Origin of the sequence: Streptomyces sp. NBC_01622 (genome assembly GCF_045209635.1) — a bacterium.
Taxonomy (GTDB): domain Bacteria; phylum Actinomycetota; class Actinomycetes; order Streptomycetales; family Streptomycetaceae; genus Streptomyces.
In genome coordinates this window covers 11,068,217-11,084,751 of the sequence record NZ_CP109293.1, presented here as the reverse complement: position 1 = coordinate 11,084,751, position 16,535 = coordinate 11,068,217, and the positions used below count along the sequence as shown (strand labels likewise).

At 70.3% G+C, this 16,535-nt stretch carries 20 protein-coding genes and 1 riboswitch; of the genes, 10 read left to right on the top strand and 10 right to left on the bottom strand.

Annotated elements, in window-relative coordinates; all coding sequences use genetic code 11:
* The first annotated feature begins 23 nt into the window (after positions 1-23).
* From OH768_RS51230 to OH768_RS51205, 6 genes are all read left to right on the top strand, one after another.
* The gene (locus tag OH768_RS51230; protein WP_406464316.1) at positions 24-983 is read left to right on the top strand and encodes a hypothetical protein; all 960 of its coding nucleotides are present in this window, start codon (positions 24-26) and stop codon (positions 981-983) included.
* A 3-nt stretch (positions 984-986) separates the two neighbouring features.
* Positions 987-1,457 carry a peptidase inhibitor family I36 protein gene (locus OH768_RS51225; RefSeq protein ID WP_406464314.1) on the top strand — a complete coding sequence of 157 codons (471 nt, stop codon included), beginning with the start codon at positions 987-989 and terminating at the stop codon, positions 1,455-1,457.
* Positions 1,458-1,654: 197 nt separating this feature from the next.
* On the top strand, positions 1,655-2,221 hold the full coding sequence (locus tag OH768_RS51220; protein WP_406464312.1) for a carboxymuconolactone decarboxylase family protein: 567 nt from the start codon (positions 1,655-1,657) through the stop codon (positions 2,219-2,221).
* Positions 2,218-3,084 (top strand): RNA polymerase sigma-70 factor, encoded by an 867-nt coding sequence (locus tag OH768_RS51215; protein WP_406464310.1) that lies wholly within the window; start codon positions 2,218-2,220, stop codon positions 3,082-3,084. The genes OH768_RS51220 and OH768_RS51215 overlap by 4 nt, the downstream gene beginning before the upstream one ends.
* Before the next feature lie 967 nt (positions 3,085-4,051).
* Positions 4,052-4,309, top strand: coding sequence for a hypothetical protein (locus tag OH768_RS51210; RefSeq protein WP_406464308.1), 258 nt, complete (start codon positions 4,052-4,054; stop codon positions 4,307-4,309).
* A 48-nt stretch (positions 4,310-4,357) separates the two neighbouring features.
* Positions 4,358-4,564 (top strand): hypothetical protein, encoded by a 207-nt coding sequence (locus OH768_RS51205; protein ID WP_406464307.1) that lies wholly within the window; start codon positions 4,358-4,360, stop codon positions 4,562-4,564.
* A 31-nt stretch (positions 4,565-4,595) separates the two neighbouring features.
* On the opposite strand, the gene OH768_RS51200 is transcribed toward OH768_RS51205, so the two are convergent.
* From OH768_RS51200 to OH768_RS51190, 3 genes are read right to left on the bottom strand one after another with little or no spacing between them, the layout of a single operon-like run.
* Positions 4,596-5,603 (bottom strand): ABC transporter substrate-binding protein, encoded by a 1,008-nt coding sequence (locus tag OH768_RS51200; protein WP_406464305.1) that lies wholly within the window; start codon positions 5,601-5,603, stop codon positions 4,596-4,598.
* 8 nt (positions 5,604-5,611) lie between these two features.
* A complete protein-coding gene (locus OH768_RS51195; RefSeq protein ID WP_406464304.1) occupies positions 5,612-6,379 on the bottom strand; it encodes an ABC transporter ATP-binding protein in 768 nt (255 codons plus the stop codon).
* Positions 6,379-7,440 carry a FecCD family ABC transporter permease gene (locus OH768_RS51190; RefSeq protein ID WP_406464302.1) on the bottom strand — a complete coding sequence of 354 codons (1,062 nt, stop codon included), beginning with the start codon at positions 7,438-7,440 and terminating at the stop codon, positions 6,379-6,381. The genes OH768_RS51195 and OH768_RS51190 overlap by 1 nt, the downstream gene beginning before the upstream one ends.
* 128 nt (positions 7,441-7,568) lie before the next feature.
* Positions 7,569-7,650: riboswitch (cobalamin riboswitch) on the bottom strand.
* Positions 7,651-7,753: 103 nt separating this feature from the next.
* Between OH768_RS51190 and OH768_RS51185 the strand changes: the two genes are divergently transcribed.
* Positions 7,754-8,518 carry a phosphotransferase gene (locus tag OH768_RS51185; protein WP_406464300.1) on the top strand — a complete coding sequence of 255 codons (765 nt, stop codon included), beginning with the start codon at positions 7,754-7,756 and terminating at the stop codon, positions 8,516-8,518.
* Here OH768_RS51185 and OH768_RS51180 read toward each other — a convergent pair.
* Complete coding sequence (locus OH768_RS51180) at positions 8,496-8,987, bottom strand: FBP domain-containing protein (RefSeq protein ID WP_406464299.1); 492 nt, start codon at positions 8,985-8,987, stop codon at positions 8,496-8,498. The genes OH768_RS51185 and OH768_RS51180 overlap by 23 nt on opposite strands.
* An 88-nt stretch (positions 8,988-9,075) precedes the next feature.
* On the opposite strand from OH768_RS51180, the gene OH768_RS51175 reads away from it, so the two are divergent.
* Together OH768_RS51175 and OH768_RS51170 are read left to right on the top strand one after the other, a co-directional pair.
* Positions 9,076-9,660 carry a TetR/AcrR family transcriptional regulator gene (locus tag OH768_RS51175; protein ID WP_406464297.1) on the top strand — a complete coding sequence of 195 codons (585 nt, stop codon included), beginning with the start codon at positions 9,076-9,078 and terminating at the stop codon, positions 9,658-9,660.
* Positions 9,661-9,773: 113 nt separating this feature from the next.
* Positions 9,774-10,310, top strand: a complete 537-nt coding sequence (locus tag OH768_RS51170; protein WP_406464295.1) for a hypothetical protein — start codon at positions 9,774-9,776, stop codon at positions 10,308-10,310.
* Between the two features lie 13 nt (positions 10,311-10,323).
* On the opposite strand, the gene OH768_RS51165 is transcribed toward OH768_RS51170, so the two are convergent.
* From OH768_RS51165 to OH768_RS51155, 3 genes are all read right to left on the bottom strand, one after another.
* Positions 10,324-11,193: a helix-turn-helix transcriptional regulator gene (locus tag OH768_RS51165; protein WP_406464294.1), complete on the bottom strand. Its 870-nt coding sequence runs from the start codon at positions 11,191-11,193 to the stop codon at positions 10,324-10,326.
* A 64-nt stretch (positions 11,194-11,257) separates the two neighbouring features.
* Positions 11,258-12,187 carry an alpha/beta hydrolase gene (locus tag OH768_RS51160; RefSeq protein WP_406464292.1) on the bottom strand — a complete coding sequence of 310 codons (930 nt, stop codon included), beginning with the start codon at positions 12,185-12,187 and terminating at the stop codon, positions 11,258-11,260.
* A gap of 48 nt (positions 12,188-12,235) precedes the next feature.
* Entirely contained in the window at positions 12,236-12,703 is a 468-nt protein-coding gene (locus tag OH768_RS51155; protein WP_406464290.1) for a cupin domain-containing protein, read from the bottom strand.
* Between the two features lie 197 nt (positions 12,704-12,900).
* Here OH768_RS51155 and OH768_RS51150 point away from each other — a divergent pair, with 197 nt between their 5' ends.
* Positions 12,901-13,551, top strand: coding sequence for a TMEM175 family protein (locus OH768_RS51150; protein ID WP_406464288.1), 651 nt, complete (start codon positions 12,901-12,903; stop codon positions 13,549-13,551).
* On the opposite strand, the gene OH768_RS51145 is transcribed toward OH768_RS51150, so the two are convergent.
* From OH768_RS51145 to OH768_RS51135, 3 genes are read right to left on the bottom strand one after another with little or no spacing between them, the layout of a single operon-like run.
* Entirely contained in the window at positions 13,476-14,750 is a 1,275-nt protein-coding gene (locus tag OH768_RS51145; protein WP_406464286.1) for an MFS transporter, read from the bottom strand. The genes OH768_RS51150 and OH768_RS51145 overlap by 76 nt on opposite strands.
* Positions 14,738-16,021, bottom strand: coding sequence for an MFS transporter (locus OH768_RS51140; protein ID WP_406464284.1), 1,284 nt, complete (start codon positions 16,019-16,021; stop codon positions 14,738-14,740). The genes OH768_RS51145 and OH768_RS51140 overlap by 13 nt, the downstream gene beginning before the upstream one ends.
* The gene (locus OH768_RS51135; RefSeq protein ID WP_406464283.1) at positions 16,018-16,515 is read right to left on the bottom strand and encodes a GNAT family N-acetyltransferase; all 498 of its coding nucleotides are present in this window, start codon (positions 16,513-16,515) and stop codon (positions 16,018-16,020) included. Before OH768_RS51135 ends, OH768_RS51140 begins: the two co-directional genes overlap by 4 nt.
* Positions 16,516-16,535: the final 20 nt, after the last annotated feature.

The following is a 16,535-nucleotide window of genomic DNA, read 5'->3' as shown; positions in this document are numbered from 1 at the left end:
ACACCTGACGACTAAGGGGAGTTATGCGTCGCCACCGGCCGCATCCGCAGACCGCGCTCATCGCACTGGCCGTGGCGGCCTCGCTCACCGCGGTCTCCTGCGAGGCGAATCCGTCCTCGCCCGTTCCGAACGCCACAGTCACAGCGGCCCGGCCGCTCACCGAACAGGACCAGGACGTGCTGCACGACGGGGAGCAACGACTCATCCAGTCCTGCATGGCCGCCCGGGGCTTCCGGACCTGGCCCGTGCCCCGCCGGCCGCTCCCCGAGGACCGCGACTTCCCCTACGTGATCGACGACGTTCGCTGGGCATCCCGGCACGGTTACGGCAGCGATCTCCAGGCCCAACGCGAACAGTTGCGCACGAACGACCCCAACCAGCGCTACCTGAGGCGACTTCAGCCGGCTGACGGCCAACGCGCCATCGCCGCCTACAACGGCGAGCAGCAGTCCGCTGAACGCCTACAAACCCGGTCCCCGCTCGGCATGACGGTCACGCGCACCTCCGACGGCTGCACCGCGCAGGCCCAGAAGCAGCTGTACGGCGACCTGCCCGCCTGGTTCCGCGCGGACGTCGTCACCGGCGCCCTCCCCGCGCTGCGCCGCCAACAGGTCGTGACCGACGGCGAGTTCAAGGCCGCAGTGAAGAAGTGGTCCGCCTGTATGCGGCAGCGGGGACTCCACTACACCGATCCGGACCGGGCGCGGGCCGCCTTCGTCGCCCCCGGGACGGCGCCGGAGAACACGGCACGTCGACGACAGGAGGTCCGCACAGCCGTCGCCGAGGCCGAGTGCGCCCACGACACGGGGTTCACCACCGTCGTCGAACGCCTCGACCGGCGCTACGACGCACAGCTGCGGAACCGGTACCGGGCCGAGGTGAGCAACAGGCTCCGGATGGAGAACGCCGCCCTGCCACGGGCCCGCGCCCTTCTGACCACCGACCGAACAGACACCACCACAACCAGCCCAACCAAGGAGTGACCAGTGATCAGGACCAAACTCACCACCGCGTTCACCGCCGTGGGGCTCACCGCCCTGGCCCTGACGGCGATACCGGGCGTCGCGCAGGCGTCCGAGTCGGCTCCGTCGTCGCCGAGCGCCATCGCCGCCGGTCCGGCGGGGGCCACGGCGGACGGATACTTCTACGCATACGAGAACGCGAACTACGGCGGCAAGTACTGCCGTTGGGTGGGCAACGACAGCGACTGGAGCAGCTGCTCCCCCGGCGGAAACATCCGCAACCAGGCAAGCGCCCTCTGGAACAACGGCTACGCGGGATCGTACGAGGACGTCAACGTCTACTGGGGCCTCGGTTACACCGGAGCCTGGGCCTGCATCGCCAACGGCTATGCCTACTCCAACCTCGCCGGCTGGTACTTCCCGAACAACGGATCCGGCGGCGGAGAGACCCTGAACGACAACATCTCCTCCCACGTGTGGTCCAACTCCTGCTGAGCGAAACCCCTCACCCACCGGAGCCCGCCGAGCCTCGCACTCGGCGGGCTCCCGCCGGCGTGGCCGACGCCAATCGCCTGTGTGACTGTGCCGCATCGTCCCGATGTCACATCCGTGAGGCCGCCGGTGTCTTCATGCCGAACCACCGGACAGACACACGTACTGGCCGGGACACGCACACGTACCAGGAGGACACCGTGACGATTCGCGTTCCGAAGGCCGAGCTTCCCGTCGAGCTCCGGGAGAACATGGTCAAGCAGCTCGGGGCCGTGCCCGAGCCCGTCGAAGTGCTGTGGAACCACCCCGAACTCGCTGCCGCCAATCAGGAGTTCACCGCGAAGGTGAGCACGTGGGACGCGGCGGACGCAAGTCTGAAGACGTTCGCGCACATGGCCGTGGCGGCGCAGGTCGGGTGCGGTTGGTGCCTCGACGTCAACTACTTCTTCGCGCTGAACCAGAACCTGGACCTGACGAAGGCGAGCCAGGTGCCGCGCTGGCGGCAGGCGGACGTGTTCTCGCCGCTGGAGCGGGACGTGATGGAGTACGCGGAGGCCATGACGACCACGCCGTCCACCGTCACCGACGAGTTGTCGCAGCGCCTGCTGGAGCAGCTCGGCCCCGCCGCGCTGGTCGAACTCACCGTGTTCATCGGCTTCGCCAACATGGCCGCCCGGTGCAACACCGCCCACGGCATCACCTCGCAGGGCTACTCCGACGCCTGCGAGATCCCGCTGGCCCCGCGGACGGGGAAGATGCCGGCATGACCGAGGACCCCTTCGTCGCCCACCGCGGCCTGCTGTTCACCGTCGCCTACGAGATGCTCGGCTCGGCCGCCGACGCGGAGGACGTGCTGCAGGAGTCCTGGCTGCGGTGGGCCGACGTCGACCGGTCACAGGTGCGGGACCCGCGGTCGTACCTGATCCGGATCGTCACCCGGCAGGCGCTCAACCGGCTGCGCACCCTGTCGCGCCGGCGTGAGGAGTACGTGGGCGAGTGGCTGCCGGAACCGTTGCTCACCAGCCCCGATGTCGCCGAGGACGTCGAGCTCGCGGAGAGTGTGTCGATCGCGATGCTGACCGTGCTGGAGACGCTCGGGCCCACCGAGCGGGCGGTGTTCGTGCTGCGTGAGGTGTTCGAGCTGTCGTACGGCGAGATCGCGGAGGTCGTCGGGAAGTCCGCGGCGACGGTGCGGCAGGTCGCCCGGCGGGCGCGGGAGCATGTGGCGGCCCGCCGGCCACGGGTGAAGGTGAGCCGGTCGGAGCAGGCGGCCGTGGTGGAACGGTTCCTGCACGCCCTGCGGACCGGCCATCTGCGGGAGTTGATGGAGGTGATGGCACCGGACGTGGTGCTGGTGACCGACGGCGGCGGGGTCGTCGCCGCCGCGCTCGCCCCGATCCACGGGGTCGAGCTGGTGGCACCGATCCTCGCCCGCGCGAACACGCTGGTGGCCGCGTTCGACACCACGCCCGTGTGGCTCAACGGCGAACCCGCGGGCCGGATGGACGTCGACGGCGAGCCGTCCGCGATCAGTCTCGTGGTGGAGGACGGCCGGGTCACCAGGATCTACGTGGTGCGCAATCCGCGGAAGCTGACGCAACTGGACGAGCCGACCGAACTCGCCAGGTGAGTCCGCGTCCGACACCGAACTGCCCTCTGTACAGCCAGAGTTGACGAGGCACCAGCTCTACGATCGCCTCGCCTGTACGAATCCTGTGCGAAGCCGGAAACAGAAGCGGAGGGCGGGGAACCGTCCCCGCAGCCGGGTGCATCGCTGGTGGCACGGGGTCGGCCGTACGGCAGGCCGTAGAGGGGGCGACGTCGTGGCGTATGCCAGAGCACTGCGGGTCGGTGGGGCGGTGGCGGCCTGCGGGACCCTGCTGCTGGGGTGCACAGGTGGCGGCTCGGGCGGTTCCGCGTCGCCGCCGACGGCGTCCGGGACGGCCCGGAGCGGCAACACCACCGCTTCCGCAGGTTCGCAGACCGCCGCGTCGGCCAACCCCGAGATCGATCCGGCCCGGCAACCGAAGACCGCCGCGCAGGCCCGGACGCTGATCGAACGGGTCATCTCGGGGCCGGAGTTGTTCGGTACCGGGGTGCTGCGGGCGACGCCGTACGAGAGTGAACCCGGGCAGTGGGCGGTACTGGGGGACGACTGTGTGGCGGCTGGAGCCGTTGCCCGGGGACGCGCTGGCCACGCTGACCCGGCACTTCGAGGTGCCTGCGGCGGGCGGGAAGGGGGCCGTGCGGCTGTCGGCCACGGTTACCGTGCACCGCACGGCGCTGGACGCGTCGTGGGAGCAGGCCCGGATGCTGGAGGAGGACCTCGGCTGCACGGAGCAGACCCAGCGGCGGGGTGAGCGGCTGGCGGGCTTGCAGTCGCTGTCGTTGGCGCGGGGCGAGGGCGGCAACACCAGTGGCGACGATCTGCTGCTGGAGACCGGGCAATGTGTCAGTGACACGCGCGGGGGGGGCCGTATCCGTACTGGTGGCAACAGGCAGTACTGGGCTCGGTGGTGGCGGGTACCTCCGTGTGCGGCGGGCGGGGCCGTAGCGAGCAGGAGCTCAACTCCCTTGTGGCGGAGGTCCTTCCGAGGATGCTGCTGCGAATACAGCAGGACGCACTCGGGACCACGACCACCATCGAGCCCGCACAGGTCGCCGAGGGCCTCTTCCACCTCTCGTACGACGGGGTGGCCAAGCCGATCCGTTTCGTCCGGGGCACCAGCCACACGATGAACCCGGAGAACACCGGGTTCCTGTACCAGGCCAGAGGCGGCGCGTTCCGTTTCCTGGGGCGCTACGACCAAGTCCGGGCGGTGGAGCCTTGGTCATACCGCCGAAGGGCCGCGTGACATTCTGTGGCGGTGCACCTCAGTGACCATGCGAACAGTAACGAACCGGTGCTGGCCTTCAGCCTCGCCGAACGGAGCGAGGGCGGGGCGCTGGTCCGCGTCCACCTGTCCCTGGAAGCCACGCCCCCGTGGCGGCAGGGCGACGCCAGACCGGACCTCTACCAGTACTTCGTCGAGATACAGGTGGATACGGCCGCACTCGCCCACGCGGCCGACCAGTGGGAGCTCGCTCTGACTTCCTTCCCCACCCGCTGATCGGCGTCGGTGTCGGTCCCACCGGGACTTGTCACGGCGAAGCCTCCTGCCCCGCCGCCACCGTGCGGAGATACGCGCCGAGGCGGGCGATGGCCGACGGGTTGCGGGGGCTTTCGACGAGGTCGACGTAGTCGAGGACGAAGATCCGTCGGTGTTTGACGGCGGCGACGTTGCGGAGCGGGGCGTAGGAGAGGAGGAACTTCTTCTTCTGTTCGGCGCTCACGTCGCCGTAGTCGCAGATCACGATGGCGTCCGGGTTGCGTCGCACGACGGTTTCCCAACCGACCGTGGTCCAGGAGTCGTTGACGTCGTGCATGACGTTGACCCCGCCGGCCTCGCTGATGATCTGGTCGGGGGCGGCGTAGCGGCCCGAGGTGAACGGGGCGTCCTGGCCGCTGTCGTAGAGGAAGACTGTGGGGCTCTTGGTGGGGGCCTTGCTGTGGACGGTGGCTGTTTGCCTCTTGAAATCGGCGATCAGGGTGGTCGCGCGCTTTTCGACGCCGAAGAGTTTTCCGAGGTTGGTGAGGTCGGTGTAGAGGGCGTCGAGGGGCGGCATGATGCCGCGTGAGGTGTCGGTGCCGCCGTTGCGGCAGGACTCGGTGAGGATGTACGAGGGGATACCGAGCTTCTTCAGGGCGTCGGGGGTGAAGCCGCCGTCGTCGCGGAAGCCGTAGTTCCAGCCGGCGAAGACGAGGTCCGCGCGGGCGTCCAGGACGTTCTCCTTGGTGAGTTGGTCCCTGGACAGCCACTTGACCTTCTGGTAGCCGTTCTTCCAGGGCACGTCGGTCAGATCGCCCTTGTCGTCGGGCATGGCGAACCCGGCCATGCGGTTCTCCAGTCCGAGGGCGAACATCAGCTCGGTGATGCCGACGTCGTTGGTGACTACTCGCTTCGGGACCGTCTTGTACGTCACCTTCTGGCCGCAGTTGGTGAGGGTGACCGACGTGGTGGACCGGGCGTCGTCGTTCGACTCGACACTCGCACCGCACCCGGTGGCGGTCGCGGCGAGGCAGAGAGCGGCGGCAAGCAGCTTGCGCATGAGGGTCCTCAGGTAGGGGGTGGGAGCAGGTCGAACAGGAGCTGGACGGCGCCGGTCTCCGGATGCCGTACCGGGTGCGCGCGAACTCCGAACACCTCGGCCAGCAGGGCGGGTTGGAGCACGTCGTGCGGTGCGCCGGACGCGACAATCCGGCCGGCGGCGATCACGTACAGCAGGTCGCAGTGCGCTGCGGCGAGGTTGAGGTCGTGCAGGGCCGCCAGCACGGTCAGGCCGCTGCGGCGGACCAGGGACAGCACGTCCAACTGGTGGGCGATGTCGAGGTGGTTGGTGGGTTCGTCGAGGACGAGGACCCGTGGGCGCTGGGCGAGTGCGCGGGCGATCAGGACGCGCTGCCTCTCGCCGCCGGACAGGGCGAGGAACCCGCGGTCGGCGAGGTGGGCGACGCCGGTGCGTTCCATGGCTTCGGCGCAGATCTCCCGGTCCGACGCGGCGGTCCGGTCCCGGTGCGGCAGCCGCCCCATGGCGACCACCTCGGTGACGGTGAAGCCGAACTCGGCCGACGACTCCTGCGGCAGCGCGGCCAACACCCGGGCGGTGGCCCGTGGTTCCATCGCGTGCACATCGTTCCCGTCGAGCCGGACCGCGCCGCCGGCCGGCCGCAACGCCCGGTACACGCACCTCAACAGGGTCGATTTCCCACTGCCGTTGGGGCCGACGAGCCCGACGAAGGCCCCGGAGTCCACGGCGAGCCGGATGTCGTCGACCAGCCGCACCGCGCCCGCGTCGACCGACAGCCCCTCGATGTCGAGCCGCATCAGCGCCCCCCGAACGCATAGCCGCCGCGCCGCATCAGCAGCAGGAAGGCGGGCACTCCCACGACGGCGGTGATGACACCGACCGGCAGTTCGGCGGGCGACAGCAGCAGCCGGGAGAGCACGTCCGCCCACACCAGCAGCACCGCGCCGGCCAGGGGTGCGACCGCGAGGACCCTGCGGTGATCGGCGCCGACGAGCATCCGTACCAGGTGCGGCACCATGAGCCCGACGAAGCCGATGGCGCCGCTGACCGCCACCACCGTTCCCGTCACGGCCGCGGTGAGGAGGAACAACTCCCGGCGCAGTCGGGCGGGTTGGACGCCGAGCGCGGCGGAGGTCTCGTCCCCCATCGCGAGGGCGTTGAGCGGTTCCGCCCGCCACCGCAGCCACGCCCAGCCGGCCGCCACGGTGACGGCGGCCAGCGGGACCTGTGCCCAGGTCGCGCCGCCCAAGCTCCCCAGCAGCCACATCATCGCCGAGCGGGCCGCCTCGCCACGGGCCGCGCCGAACACCATCACGGTGGTGACGGCCTCGAAGCCGTAGGCCAGCGCGGTCCCGGTGAGGATCAACCGCAGCGGGGTGAGGCCCTGCGGCGAGCGCGCCACGGCGTACACCAGGACCATGGCCGCGAGCGCCGAGACGAACGCGGAAGCGGACAGCGCCCAGACGCCGAGGCCGGCGAACGCGCCCAGCAGGATGACGGCGTTGGCGCCCACCGCCGCGCCCGAGGAGATGCCCAGGACGAACGGATCGGCGAGCGCGTTGCGGACCATGGCCTGGACGGCCACGCCGACGGCCGAGAGCCCGGCCCCCACGACGGCCGCGAGGACGGCCCTCGGCAGCCGGATCTCCCAGACGATGGTGTAGTCGGCGGCGTCGGCGGCGTGCACGGTTCCGCCGGTGACTCCGGCCCACAGGAAGCGGAACACGTCCGCCGGTCCGATGCCGGCCGCCCCCAGTGCGACGCCGCACACGAGGGAGACGCAGAGCAGGAGCAGCAGCCCAAGTATCAACAGCGGCTGGGGTGTTCGGCCCGGGCCGGAGCTCGGAGGTCGGCGCACGATCGGCGGTCCTTCACCTGGGGCCGCCTGGTGAGCCTCGTCCGAGGAGACAGCCCGTACGACCGTGCCGGCCGCTCGGGTCCCCTCTCGCAGTCCACGGCGAGCAGTCAACGGGTCGCGCCACCCACGGGCGATCGGGCTCACGCGACGACCACGGGGTCGCCACGCATACCGTTGCGGGTCAGCGCCGGATTCTCACCGGACTTCCCCCGCGGGAGGCTAAGGGAGCCTAACAAACGGGGACGAGCAGGTCGGAGGCGCCCGAACCCGAACCCCGGCCTCGCCTTCGACACGATGAACGGAGCGGTGGTAGATGCGGAGACAGGACGGCGAAGTACCCCTGCGCGGCGGGCGCGTGACTCCTGGCGTGGTGCGTGTCGGGGACACGGTGCGCCGACCGGTCACGGAGGCGTCGCCCTTCGTGGCGCGGCTTCTCGGACATCTCGAGCGGCGCGGTTTCGCCGGTGCCCCACGTCATCTCGGTCTCGACGGCGCCGGACGCGACATGTTCAGCTATCTTCCCGGCCGGGTGCCCGCCAGGTTCCGGCGCTGGACCGACGCGCAGGTCGCGGCGGCCGGTGTGCTGCTCCGGTCCCTGCACGACGCGACCCGTGGCTGCGTGCTCGCCGGGGTGTGCCCCGTCGTCTGCCACCACGACCCCGGCCCGAACAACGCCGTGTTCCGCGACGGTCTGCCCTACGCCTTCATCGACTTCGACACCGCCGCGCCCGGCGAACCCCTCGAAGACGTCGGATACGCGGCCTGGACCTGGTGCGTCTCCTCCCGCACCACCGCGCCGCCCGCCGCGGCACAGGCGGCCCAGGTGCGGATCCTCGCTGACGCCTACGGTCTCGGAGCCTCCGCCCGTGGCGAATTGGTCGACGCGATGCTCGACCGCCAGACCCGCAACGCGAGTTGGTGGCGCCGACGCCTCAGCGAGCCAGAACTCCGCCCCGACGAAGCCGAGTTGATGATCAGCTCCCGGGTCGAGTGGTCCGAGCGGGAGCACTCGTACACCTCCGCGCATCGCTCCACGTTCGAGAGGGCGCTGCTGGTCACGCGCCCACTCTCGCGATGAACGTGGCGAGGTTGGTCACAGTCCGCCGGATCTTCTCCTCCAGGGTGAGGGACTCGTGGAGGCGTGCGCCGACGCCCGTGTCCTTCTTGCCGCGTACGTAGAGGGAGCAGGCGAGGTCGCTGCACATGTACACGCCGACCGAGTTGCCCTGCTGTCCGGCCTTCCCCGACCTGGGCGCGACCATCAGGGAGACGCCTCCGGTGTGGGTGGTCAGGCACACCGAGCACATGCTGCGGCGCTGCTGCCAGGAGCCGGCGCCGGAGGTGCGCAGCTGGACGCCGACCGGGCGGCCGTCCAGCTCGGTCACGACGTAGGCCCGGTCGGGGGCCTGAGGATCTCGCCAGCCCAGGAAGTCCAGGTCGTCCCAGGATCGTTCGGCCAGGTCACGGGGGACGGCCAGGCGTTTGGCCTCGCCCTTGGTGCAGTTCACGAACGCGGTGCGGATCTCTTGCTCGGTCAACGGCTTCATAACAGCCACGCTAATTTGCCTAATCGACTTAGGCAAATGCATAATATTCGAAGTCGGGGATGACGGAGTCGATGCGGAGGACGCGACCATGGCGGGCACCGGACGGGTGGGACTGACCACGGAGCGACTGGTCCGGGCGGGCGCGGACCTGGCCGACGAGATCGGCTTCGAGCAGGCGACCCCCGCGGAGCTCGCCCGGCGGTTCGGCGTCAAGACCGCGAGCCTGTACTCGCATGTGAGGAACGCCCACGACCTCAAGACCAGGGTCGCCCTGCTCGCCCTGGACGAGCTGGCCGACCAGGTCTCCGCGGCGGTGGCCGGGCGGGCCGGCAAGGACGCCCTGACCGCCTTCGCGAACGCCTACCGCGACTACGCCCTCAAGCACCCGGGGCGCTTCGTCGCGGCCCGGTTCCGGCTCGACGCGGAGACGGCCGCCGCCAGCGCGGGCGTACGGCACGCGCAGATGACCCGGGCGATCCTGCGTGGCTACGACCTGCCCGAACCGCAACAGACGCACGCGGTACGACTGTTGGGCAGCGTCTTCAGCGGCTACGTCGGCCTGGAGACCGCCGGCGGCTTCGACCACAGCGCCCCCGACGCACAGACGAGTTGGGCCGAGATCCTCAACGCGCTGGACACCCTGCTGCGCACCTGGCCGACCACCGCCTCCTAGCGACTGGTTCCAGAAGATGGCAAACGGCCGTCCCGCACCCCTCCGGACGAATACTCTACGGATACGCACGGACACGACGCGCTGTCAGTCGCGGCCAACCGAGGAGGAATCCGGTGTCATCGCCCCTCGACCCCCAGCACGCTCCCGTCGGTGACGTGGGTGCGGCGCTCATGATCGTCGACTCCCGGCTCAAGACCGTCCACGACGGCAGGACGGGCGCCGATCCCGAACAGCAGGCGCTGATGGAGCAGTTCATCGCGTCGCTGGGTCCGGAGGGAATCGACGACGTCCTGGACGGCACGTGCACCCTCATCTACATCTTCATGACGTGGCTGCGGAAGGCGCACGAGAGTCAGGGCAAGGACGTCATCGAGTACGTGGTGCCCACCCTCGTGGGCACGCTGCGCATGATGCCCAAGAGCGTTCCGCCCGAGGCCATCCCCACCATGGCCGGCCTGGTCGTCGCCGCGGGCATCGGGCTGAGCCCCAATCTGTGGCGCGAGCAGTACGGGGACTGGACCAAGGAGGAGATGACTCCGCTGGAGGCCACCGCCTTCCTGCTCGCGGAACACATCAACCGCATCACGGAAGACCCCGACTCCGCGACCCGTCTGATCACCGACGCGCTGTCGCGCACGGACGAGGACTGACCTACCGCGACCCTCACGGGACCCGGGCCGGCAGGGGGCGAGCGGCGCGCAGATCGTCCAGCTTCTCGGCGTCGTTCGTCCCGGCCGCCGCCGTGTACGTGACGATCCTGAGGTCGGTGCCTGCGGCCATCACCACGTCGAGGTCGAGGTCGATGTCGCCAACTCGGGGGTGCTCTATGGTCTTTCGGTCTCCGACATGGGTGCGGGCCGTGCCGTTGGACCACAGGCGGGCGAAGCGCGGGCTGTTGCGCAGCATGCGGTCGACGAAGGCGACGAGCCGCGCGTCATGGGGATGGGCGGCGGCCGTGACCCGCAGATCGGCGACGAGATCCTCCTCCTCGACCTCGTCGCCCGCCCAGGACCGTACGGGCCAGCCCGCGATCGGCTCCCGTCCGGTTCCGCCACCCGGCCGGAACATCCCGGCGACGAGGTTGTGCTCGTCCCAGCCGTAGGTGCGGGGATCGCCGATCGCGGCGGACCACATGTCGTTCCAGCCGATGAGGGTCCAGTCGGCGGCGAACACCGCGGTGGGGTTGTCGGCCAACTGCCCCACGAGCCGGTGCACCCTCGCGGGCATGTGTCTGGACACGTTCCCGGTCGCGGGCGGCGCGAGGTGGGCGCAGCGGAACAGATGGTCGCGTTCGGACGGTTCGAGGCGCAGCGCTCTGGCCAGCGCGGTGACCACCTGGGCCGAGGGGTTGCGGGCGCGGCCCTGCTCCAGCCGGACCACGTAGTCGACCGACAGGCCCGCCAGCCGGGCCAGTTCCTCCCGGCGCAGTCCGGGGATGCGGCGGTCTCCGTCCGGCTCCAGCCCGCTGTCCTGTGGTGACACGCGCTCTCGCCACCCCCGCAGAGCGATGCCGAAGTGGTTCGTCGTAGCCATGCACGACATCGTCGTCGACACGCCGTACGACACACGGAGCTTCGGCCTCCGCACTACGGATTCTTTACCCGACGGCCTCGGGCGCCTCGGCACCTTCGGTTACGTCCGTCCAGTGGGCCCGCGTGAACGCGGCGGCTGCGTCGAGCGCTTCGGCGCCCTCGTCGAGCATCACCGCGAACCCCTGGAAGACGTGCGGTACTTGGGACCAGACCTGCAGATCGACCCGTACGTCGCACTCGGCGGCGCGCGCCGCAAGTCGTACGGCGTCGTCGAGCAGGATCTCGTGCGAGCCGACCTGGATGAGCAGCGGCGGCAGACCGGTCAGGTCCGCGAAGACGGGGCTGGCGTAAGGCGTGGTGGGGTCCGTGTCACGGAGATAGTCGCGGGCTCGCCTGCGCAGGCCATCCGGGGTCAGCGCGGGATCGACGGCCGCCTTGCTCACCACGCTCGCGCCGGACACGCTCAGGTCGGCCCACGGGGAGAACACCGCGGCCGACGCGGGCCGGGGCAGCCCCGCGTCCTTCGCGGCGACCAGGGTCGCGGCGACGAGACCGCCGCCCGCGGACTCGCCGACCAACGCGATCGCGGAGCTGGGCAGGCCGTCGTCGAGGAGGGCCCGGTAGACGGCCAGCGCGTCGTCGACCGCTGCGGGGAAGGGGTGTTCGGGGGCCAGCCGGTAGTCGACGCACACGGCGCGCGCGTCGGTGCGCCGTACGATCTCGGCGGCCAGACCTACGGCGTCGGCAGCCGAGCCGATGGCGTAGGCGCCGCCGTGCAGGTAGAGGACCACGGTCGCCGGGTCGCTCGCCGGGGTCTCGACGGTGACGACCGGTACGCCGCCCAGTTCGCCCACCGCGGTCGAGACGTCGGGTGGCAACGGGATGGACGCCATCATCTCGCCGAAGACGGCGCGCTGTTCGGCGACATCGCCGCCGAGGTCGAGCGGACCGTGCCGCAGCAGTTCGTCGAGGGCCTGGCGCTGTTGCCGGGACATGGCTGTGCCTTTCGTGGTTCCGGTGAGAGCCGTGAGGGGAGCCGCGGGTCAGCGCGGCGGGCCGACGATGATCTGGCCGTACTGGTCGGCGGCCTCCGCCATGAGGTCCCGGGAGATCTCGAAGCCCTCGGGGCGCGGGGTCGTCAGGTCGCGTCCCGCGTGACGGAACATGCCCTCGATGCCGCCGGGTGTGCAGATCATGAGGAGATCCGCCGTGTCGGAGGTGATCCGGTAGCCGTGCGGGACGTTGCGGGGAAGGAAGACGATTCCGCCCTCCGACAGCTCCATCTCCTCGTCGTCGCACCAGAGCAGCGCACTGCCCTTGATCAGCATGAAGACCTCGTCCTCACGTGTGTGCATGTGATACGGCGGCGCCTCGCCCTTGGCGACGGAGAACCGCCCCACGGTCAACTGTCCGCCGGTGGCCGCCGCGTCCAGGAGTACGGCGAACTCACCGCCGTCGAGCCATTCGAGCTTCTGCTGCTGCTCGGGCTGTGCGAGGTAGGCCAGGGTCATGACGGTGTCCGTTCTGCGTCCGTGCCGCGTCCTGTGCCGCGCGATCACGGGGATGACTCGGTCGGTTCGATGATCCTCTTGGCTCCGCCCCGGCCGCCAGGCATGCGGGTAGGACCAGCAGTACCACTCCCCCAGGTCCGGCCCGGGATATCACGCGCGTCCGAGACGGTCATCGTCTTGTGGCATCCTCTGCTGCCATGAACGTCTCGACTGATCAAGAACTGCCGTCCGAGGACGAGGACATGGAGATCCGGGCGGTCTCCGCGGAGCGACTCACGTTCTTCGGGGACGCGGTGGTCGCCATCGCGCTGACCTTGCTGGCCCTGGAGCTGCCGGTACCGGAGGGCTCGACCAACTCCGAACTGTGGCACTCGGCTTCGGACCACCGGGGGAGCTATCTCGCGTTCATGATCAGCTTCGTGGTGATCGCCGCGCACTGGCGCTCCCACCACCGGGTGTTCCGCTATGTCACGGCGTCGAACGGCAAGTTGACGGCCTTCACCATGTACTGGCTGCTCATGCTGGTGATAACCCCGTTCGCGACCGACGTGATCGGCGGGCACGGAGCCTTCCAGGCCCGGTTCGTCTTCTACGCCGTCGTGCAGTTCGCGGCCTGTCTCCTGTTCATACTGATGGTCAACGAAGTCCGCCGTGACGAGCTCTACCGCAACGGCACTCCGCCCGAGCTGTTCTCCCGGACCATCCGCGGGATCGGCATGGTGGCGGCGGGCTTCCTGGTGTCGATCCCGGTCTCGTTCCTCACCCACTGGGCCTACCTCTGCTGGATCGTGGTACCGGTCGCCGACACGATCGCCGCCCGGCGCCGGAGGCGCAAAGGCTCGGCGTGAGCCCGTCGAGCCTGCTGGTGTCGTAGTGCCAGGCGGACTGCGGGAGGCGCTGCCAGGCCGGTGAGCAGGAACAGTGCGCCTACGACGTACCAGCCGGGGCGGCCCCAGGTAATGCACAGCGCGATGAGCAGCCCCGGGCCGAACGCCTCGGCGAGGCCCGCCCCCAGGCCGAACACCCCGAGGTACTGGCCGGTGGCGTGGCGCGGGGCGAGCGCGAAGGACACCTCGAAGCCGGCCGCCGCGTGCCACAGTTCGCCGACCGTGTGGATGACCACGGCGGAGAGGAGCAGCGCCGTGGCGGTCCATGCCGGAGTCCCCGCCGAGAGCGAGATCAGCGCGCAGGCGGCGAGGAAGGCCACGCCCGCTCGACGATAGGCACGTCCACCGGCCGCAGGAGAGTCGACACCGCGGCCGGCCCGTACCTGAAAGGCGACGACGATGACCGTGCCGGTGAGCATCGTGCCCGAGATGAGCCAGTGCGGTGCGGTGGTGGCGCCGATCAGCCAGAGCGGAAGGGCCACGGTGAGCACCTTGAACTGGATGGCCATCACGCCGTCGAGAACGGTCAGCAAGAGGTAGGGACGGTCCCGAAGAGCGCGCCATCGGGGGCCGTCCATCACGGGTCCGGGCGCGACGGGCGGCAGCGGGATCAGGGTCGCCGCCGAGCAGGCGAACGCGATCGCGTTGCCGACGACCATGCAGCGATAGGCGTTCAGGGTGCCCACCTGGACGATCCAGCCGGCGCCCACCGCGCCGAAGGAGATTCCGACGTTGGTGACGGCACGCAGCAGGGCGCGGAACTCCTGCGGCCGGTCTCCTCCGTAGTGCCTGATGAGCGGGGTGCGGGCGGCGAGTCCGGCCGCCTTCGCCGCGGCGGCCAGGCCGATCACGAGGACGAACGACCAGAAGCCGTCGGCCAGTACGAACCCGGCGGTGGCCAGCGCCTGCACCAGCAGCGTGGTCACGTAGACGCCACGGGCGCCACGCACGTCGGCGAGATGACCGACGGCGATGCCGACGGCCGGTGCGACGAGTCCGGCGATGCCGAGGCCGAGCCCCACCTGTTCCGCCGGCAGTCGTACCGCCTGCGTGAAGTACAGGACTCCGGCCGTCAGGTAGAGGCCGCTGCCCAACGTGTAGATGAGGTTCGAGGCGACGAGCACTCGCTGCGGTCGGCCGTCGGGGATCAGTTTGGGCATGAAGTGGCTCCGGTTTCCTGGCAGTTGAGGTCGTGGCCCGGTGTGAGGCGATTCGGCCGACGGGCACGCTCCGCGCGGGCCGAGACCGTCAGGGCCGCGAGGACCAACGCGATCAGGAGGCCCCAGGCCGCCGCGAAGCCGCCGGTGAGGTCCGTCAGGAGGCCGAGCAGGGGCGGTGCGGCGACGATGGCGATCTGGTTGACGGACATGGCCAGGCCCAGGGCGAACCCCGTCCGGCCCGGGGGCGCCGACTCGGTCACATGGGCGACCCATGGGCCGTACCAGCCGAATCCGAAGAACCCGAGCCAGACAAGTGCGCAGCAGGCCACGGCGGTTGAACGGCCCGGCGGGGTCAGCAGTACGGCCATCCCCGCGACGACGGCGACCATGCAGAGGCGGACGGTGGCGTAGCGCCCGGCTGTGCCGCGGTCGCTCCGGGCGGCTAGAACGATACGCCCGGCAACGCCCGCGATCTGGACCACGACCAGGACGAGGGCCGCCGGGCCCGCTCCGACGGACGCCACGTCGTGGAGGTGGAGCACGGTCAGGATGCCGACGCCGCACTGCACCGAGATCAGACTCGCCCCGGAGAGCATGATCCTCGCCATGGACGGCTCCCGGAGCAGACGTAGACGGGTAGCGCGTGTCTTCGGCGGGGAGGTGTGCAACTCCCGCGCCCGGACGGCTACTTGGCCGGTCGGCCGGCGGTAGAAGCCCATGAAGGCGGCGGCTCCCAGCAGTGCGACCAGGCCGCCGGCCAGGAGCGCCGCCCGCCAGCCGTAGGCGTCAGCGAGTACGGGGAGTACGGCCGAGGCGAGCGCCGCGCCCAGCGGCAGGCCCGCCTGGCGCACACCCATCGCGAACCCTCGTTGGGACGCGTCGAACCAGGACGCCACCGACTTGCTTCCGCCGGGCTGCACCGTGCTGTATCCCGCGCCGACGACCAGCAACACGCAGAGCAGCGAGGCGTATCCGGGCGCCAGGCTTCCCGCACCGAGCGCCACGCCGACCACGCAGGCGCCCGCTCCTACGACCCAGCGCTCGTCGTAATGGTCCAGCAGCTCCCCCGCTATCGTGAGCCCTACCAGCGGGGCGAGTTGGGCCGCCGAGATCAGCAGGCCCAACTGCGTGGCGCTCAGGGCCAGTTCATGGCGCAGGACGATGCCCATCGCCCCGATGCCCTGCACGAAGAAGCCTGACGCGGCCTGGGTGAAGGTGGCGACGGCGAGGACCGCCCACCGATAGCGCGCGGCGTCGTCCCGGCCGGTCACGGGCGCCAGTACAGGGAAGGGTCAGGGTGTTCGGTGAAACCGAGGTCGCGGTACAGCGGTTCGCCTTCGGCGGAGGCGTGCAGGTCGACCCGGGAGACGCCGCTGTCCCGGAACCAGTCGAGCAGGCCCCGCATGATCGAGCGGCTGTGCCCGCGTCGCCGGTGGGCCGGGTCGGTGACCACGCCGAGCACCTGCCCGATCCGGCCGTTGCGCAGGTGCGGTCCGGGTAGTCGCTGCTCGACGGTACCGATGCCGCAGGCCGCGAGGGTGCCGTCGTCACCGTCCACGACGAGGATGCGCACGGTGTCCGCGGTCAGCTGTTCCTTGAGCACGACGGCCAGGGCGTCCAGCCAATCGCCGTCCGCCGACGCGGGGTTGAAGAAGTCGCCGCCCAAGTCCTCGAACAGCAGCGCCCGTAGCCGTACGAGCTCCACGAGGTCGTACTCCACGGCCTGCCGCACCCGGGACGGGTCTGTGTCATCGCGTTGTCGCATGGCGATCAGACTGCTGTAAT

Excerpts from the sequence above, each read along its gene's own strand:
- OH768_RS51230 (WP_406464316.1), top strand. The coding sequence starts at position 24 with ATGCGTCGCCACCGGCCGCATCCGCAGACCGCGCTCATCGCACTGGCC.
- OH768_RS51215 (WP_406464310.1), top strand. The coding sequence starts at position 2,218 with ATGACCGAGGACCCCTTCGTCGCCCACCGCGGCCTGCTGTTCACCGTC.
- OH768_RS51210 (WP_406464308.1), top strand. The coding sequence starts at position 4,052 with ATGCTGCTGCGAATACAGCAGGACGCACTCGGGACCACGACCACCATC.
- OH768_RS51200 (WP_406464305.1), bottom strand. The coding sequence starts at position 5,603 with ATGCGCAAGCTGCTTGCCGCCGCTCTCTGCCTCGCCGCGACCGCCACC.
- OH768_RS51195 (WP_406464304.1), bottom strand. The coding sequence starts at position 6,379 with ATGCGGCTCGACATCGAGGGGCTGTCGGTCGACGCGGGCGCGGTGCGG.
- OH768_RS51185 (WP_406464300.1), top strand. The coding sequence starts at position 7,754 with ATGCGGAGACAGGACGGCGAAGTACCCCTGCGCGGCGGGCGCGTGACT.
- OH768_RS51180 (WP_406464299.1), bottom strand. The coding sequence starts at position 8,987 with ATGAAGCCGTTGACCGAGCAAGAGATCCGCACCGCGTTCGTGAACTGC.
- OH768_RS51175 (WP_406464297.1), top strand. The coding sequence starts at position 9,076 with ATGGCGGGCACCGGACGGGTGGGACTGACCACGGAGCGACTGGTCCGG.
- OH768_RS51165 (WP_406464294.1), bottom strand. The coding sequence starts at position 11,193 with ATGGCTACGACGAACCACTTCGGCATCGCTCTGCGGGGGTGGCGAGAG.
- OH768_RS51160 (WP_406464292.1), bottom strand. The coding sequence starts at position 12,187 with ATGTCCCGGCAACAGCGCCAGGCCCTCGACGAACTGCTGCGGCACGGT.
- OH768_RS51155 (WP_406464290.1), bottom strand. The coding sequence starts at position 12,703 with ATGACCCTGGCCTACCTCGCACAGCCCGAGCAGCAGCAGAAGCTCGAA.
- OH768_RS51150 (WP_406464288.1), top strand. The coding sequence starts at position 12,901 with ATGAACGTCTCGACTGATCAAGAACTGCCGTCCGAGGACGAGGACATG.
- OH768_RS51145 (WP_406464286.1), bottom strand. The coding sequence starts at position 14,750 with ATGCCCAAACTGATCCCCGACGGCCGACCGCAGCGAGTGCTCGTCGCC.
- OH768_RS51135 (WP_406464283.1), bottom strand. The coding sequence starts at position 16,515 with ATGCGACAACGCGATGACACAGACCCGTCCCGGGTGCGGCAGGCCGTG.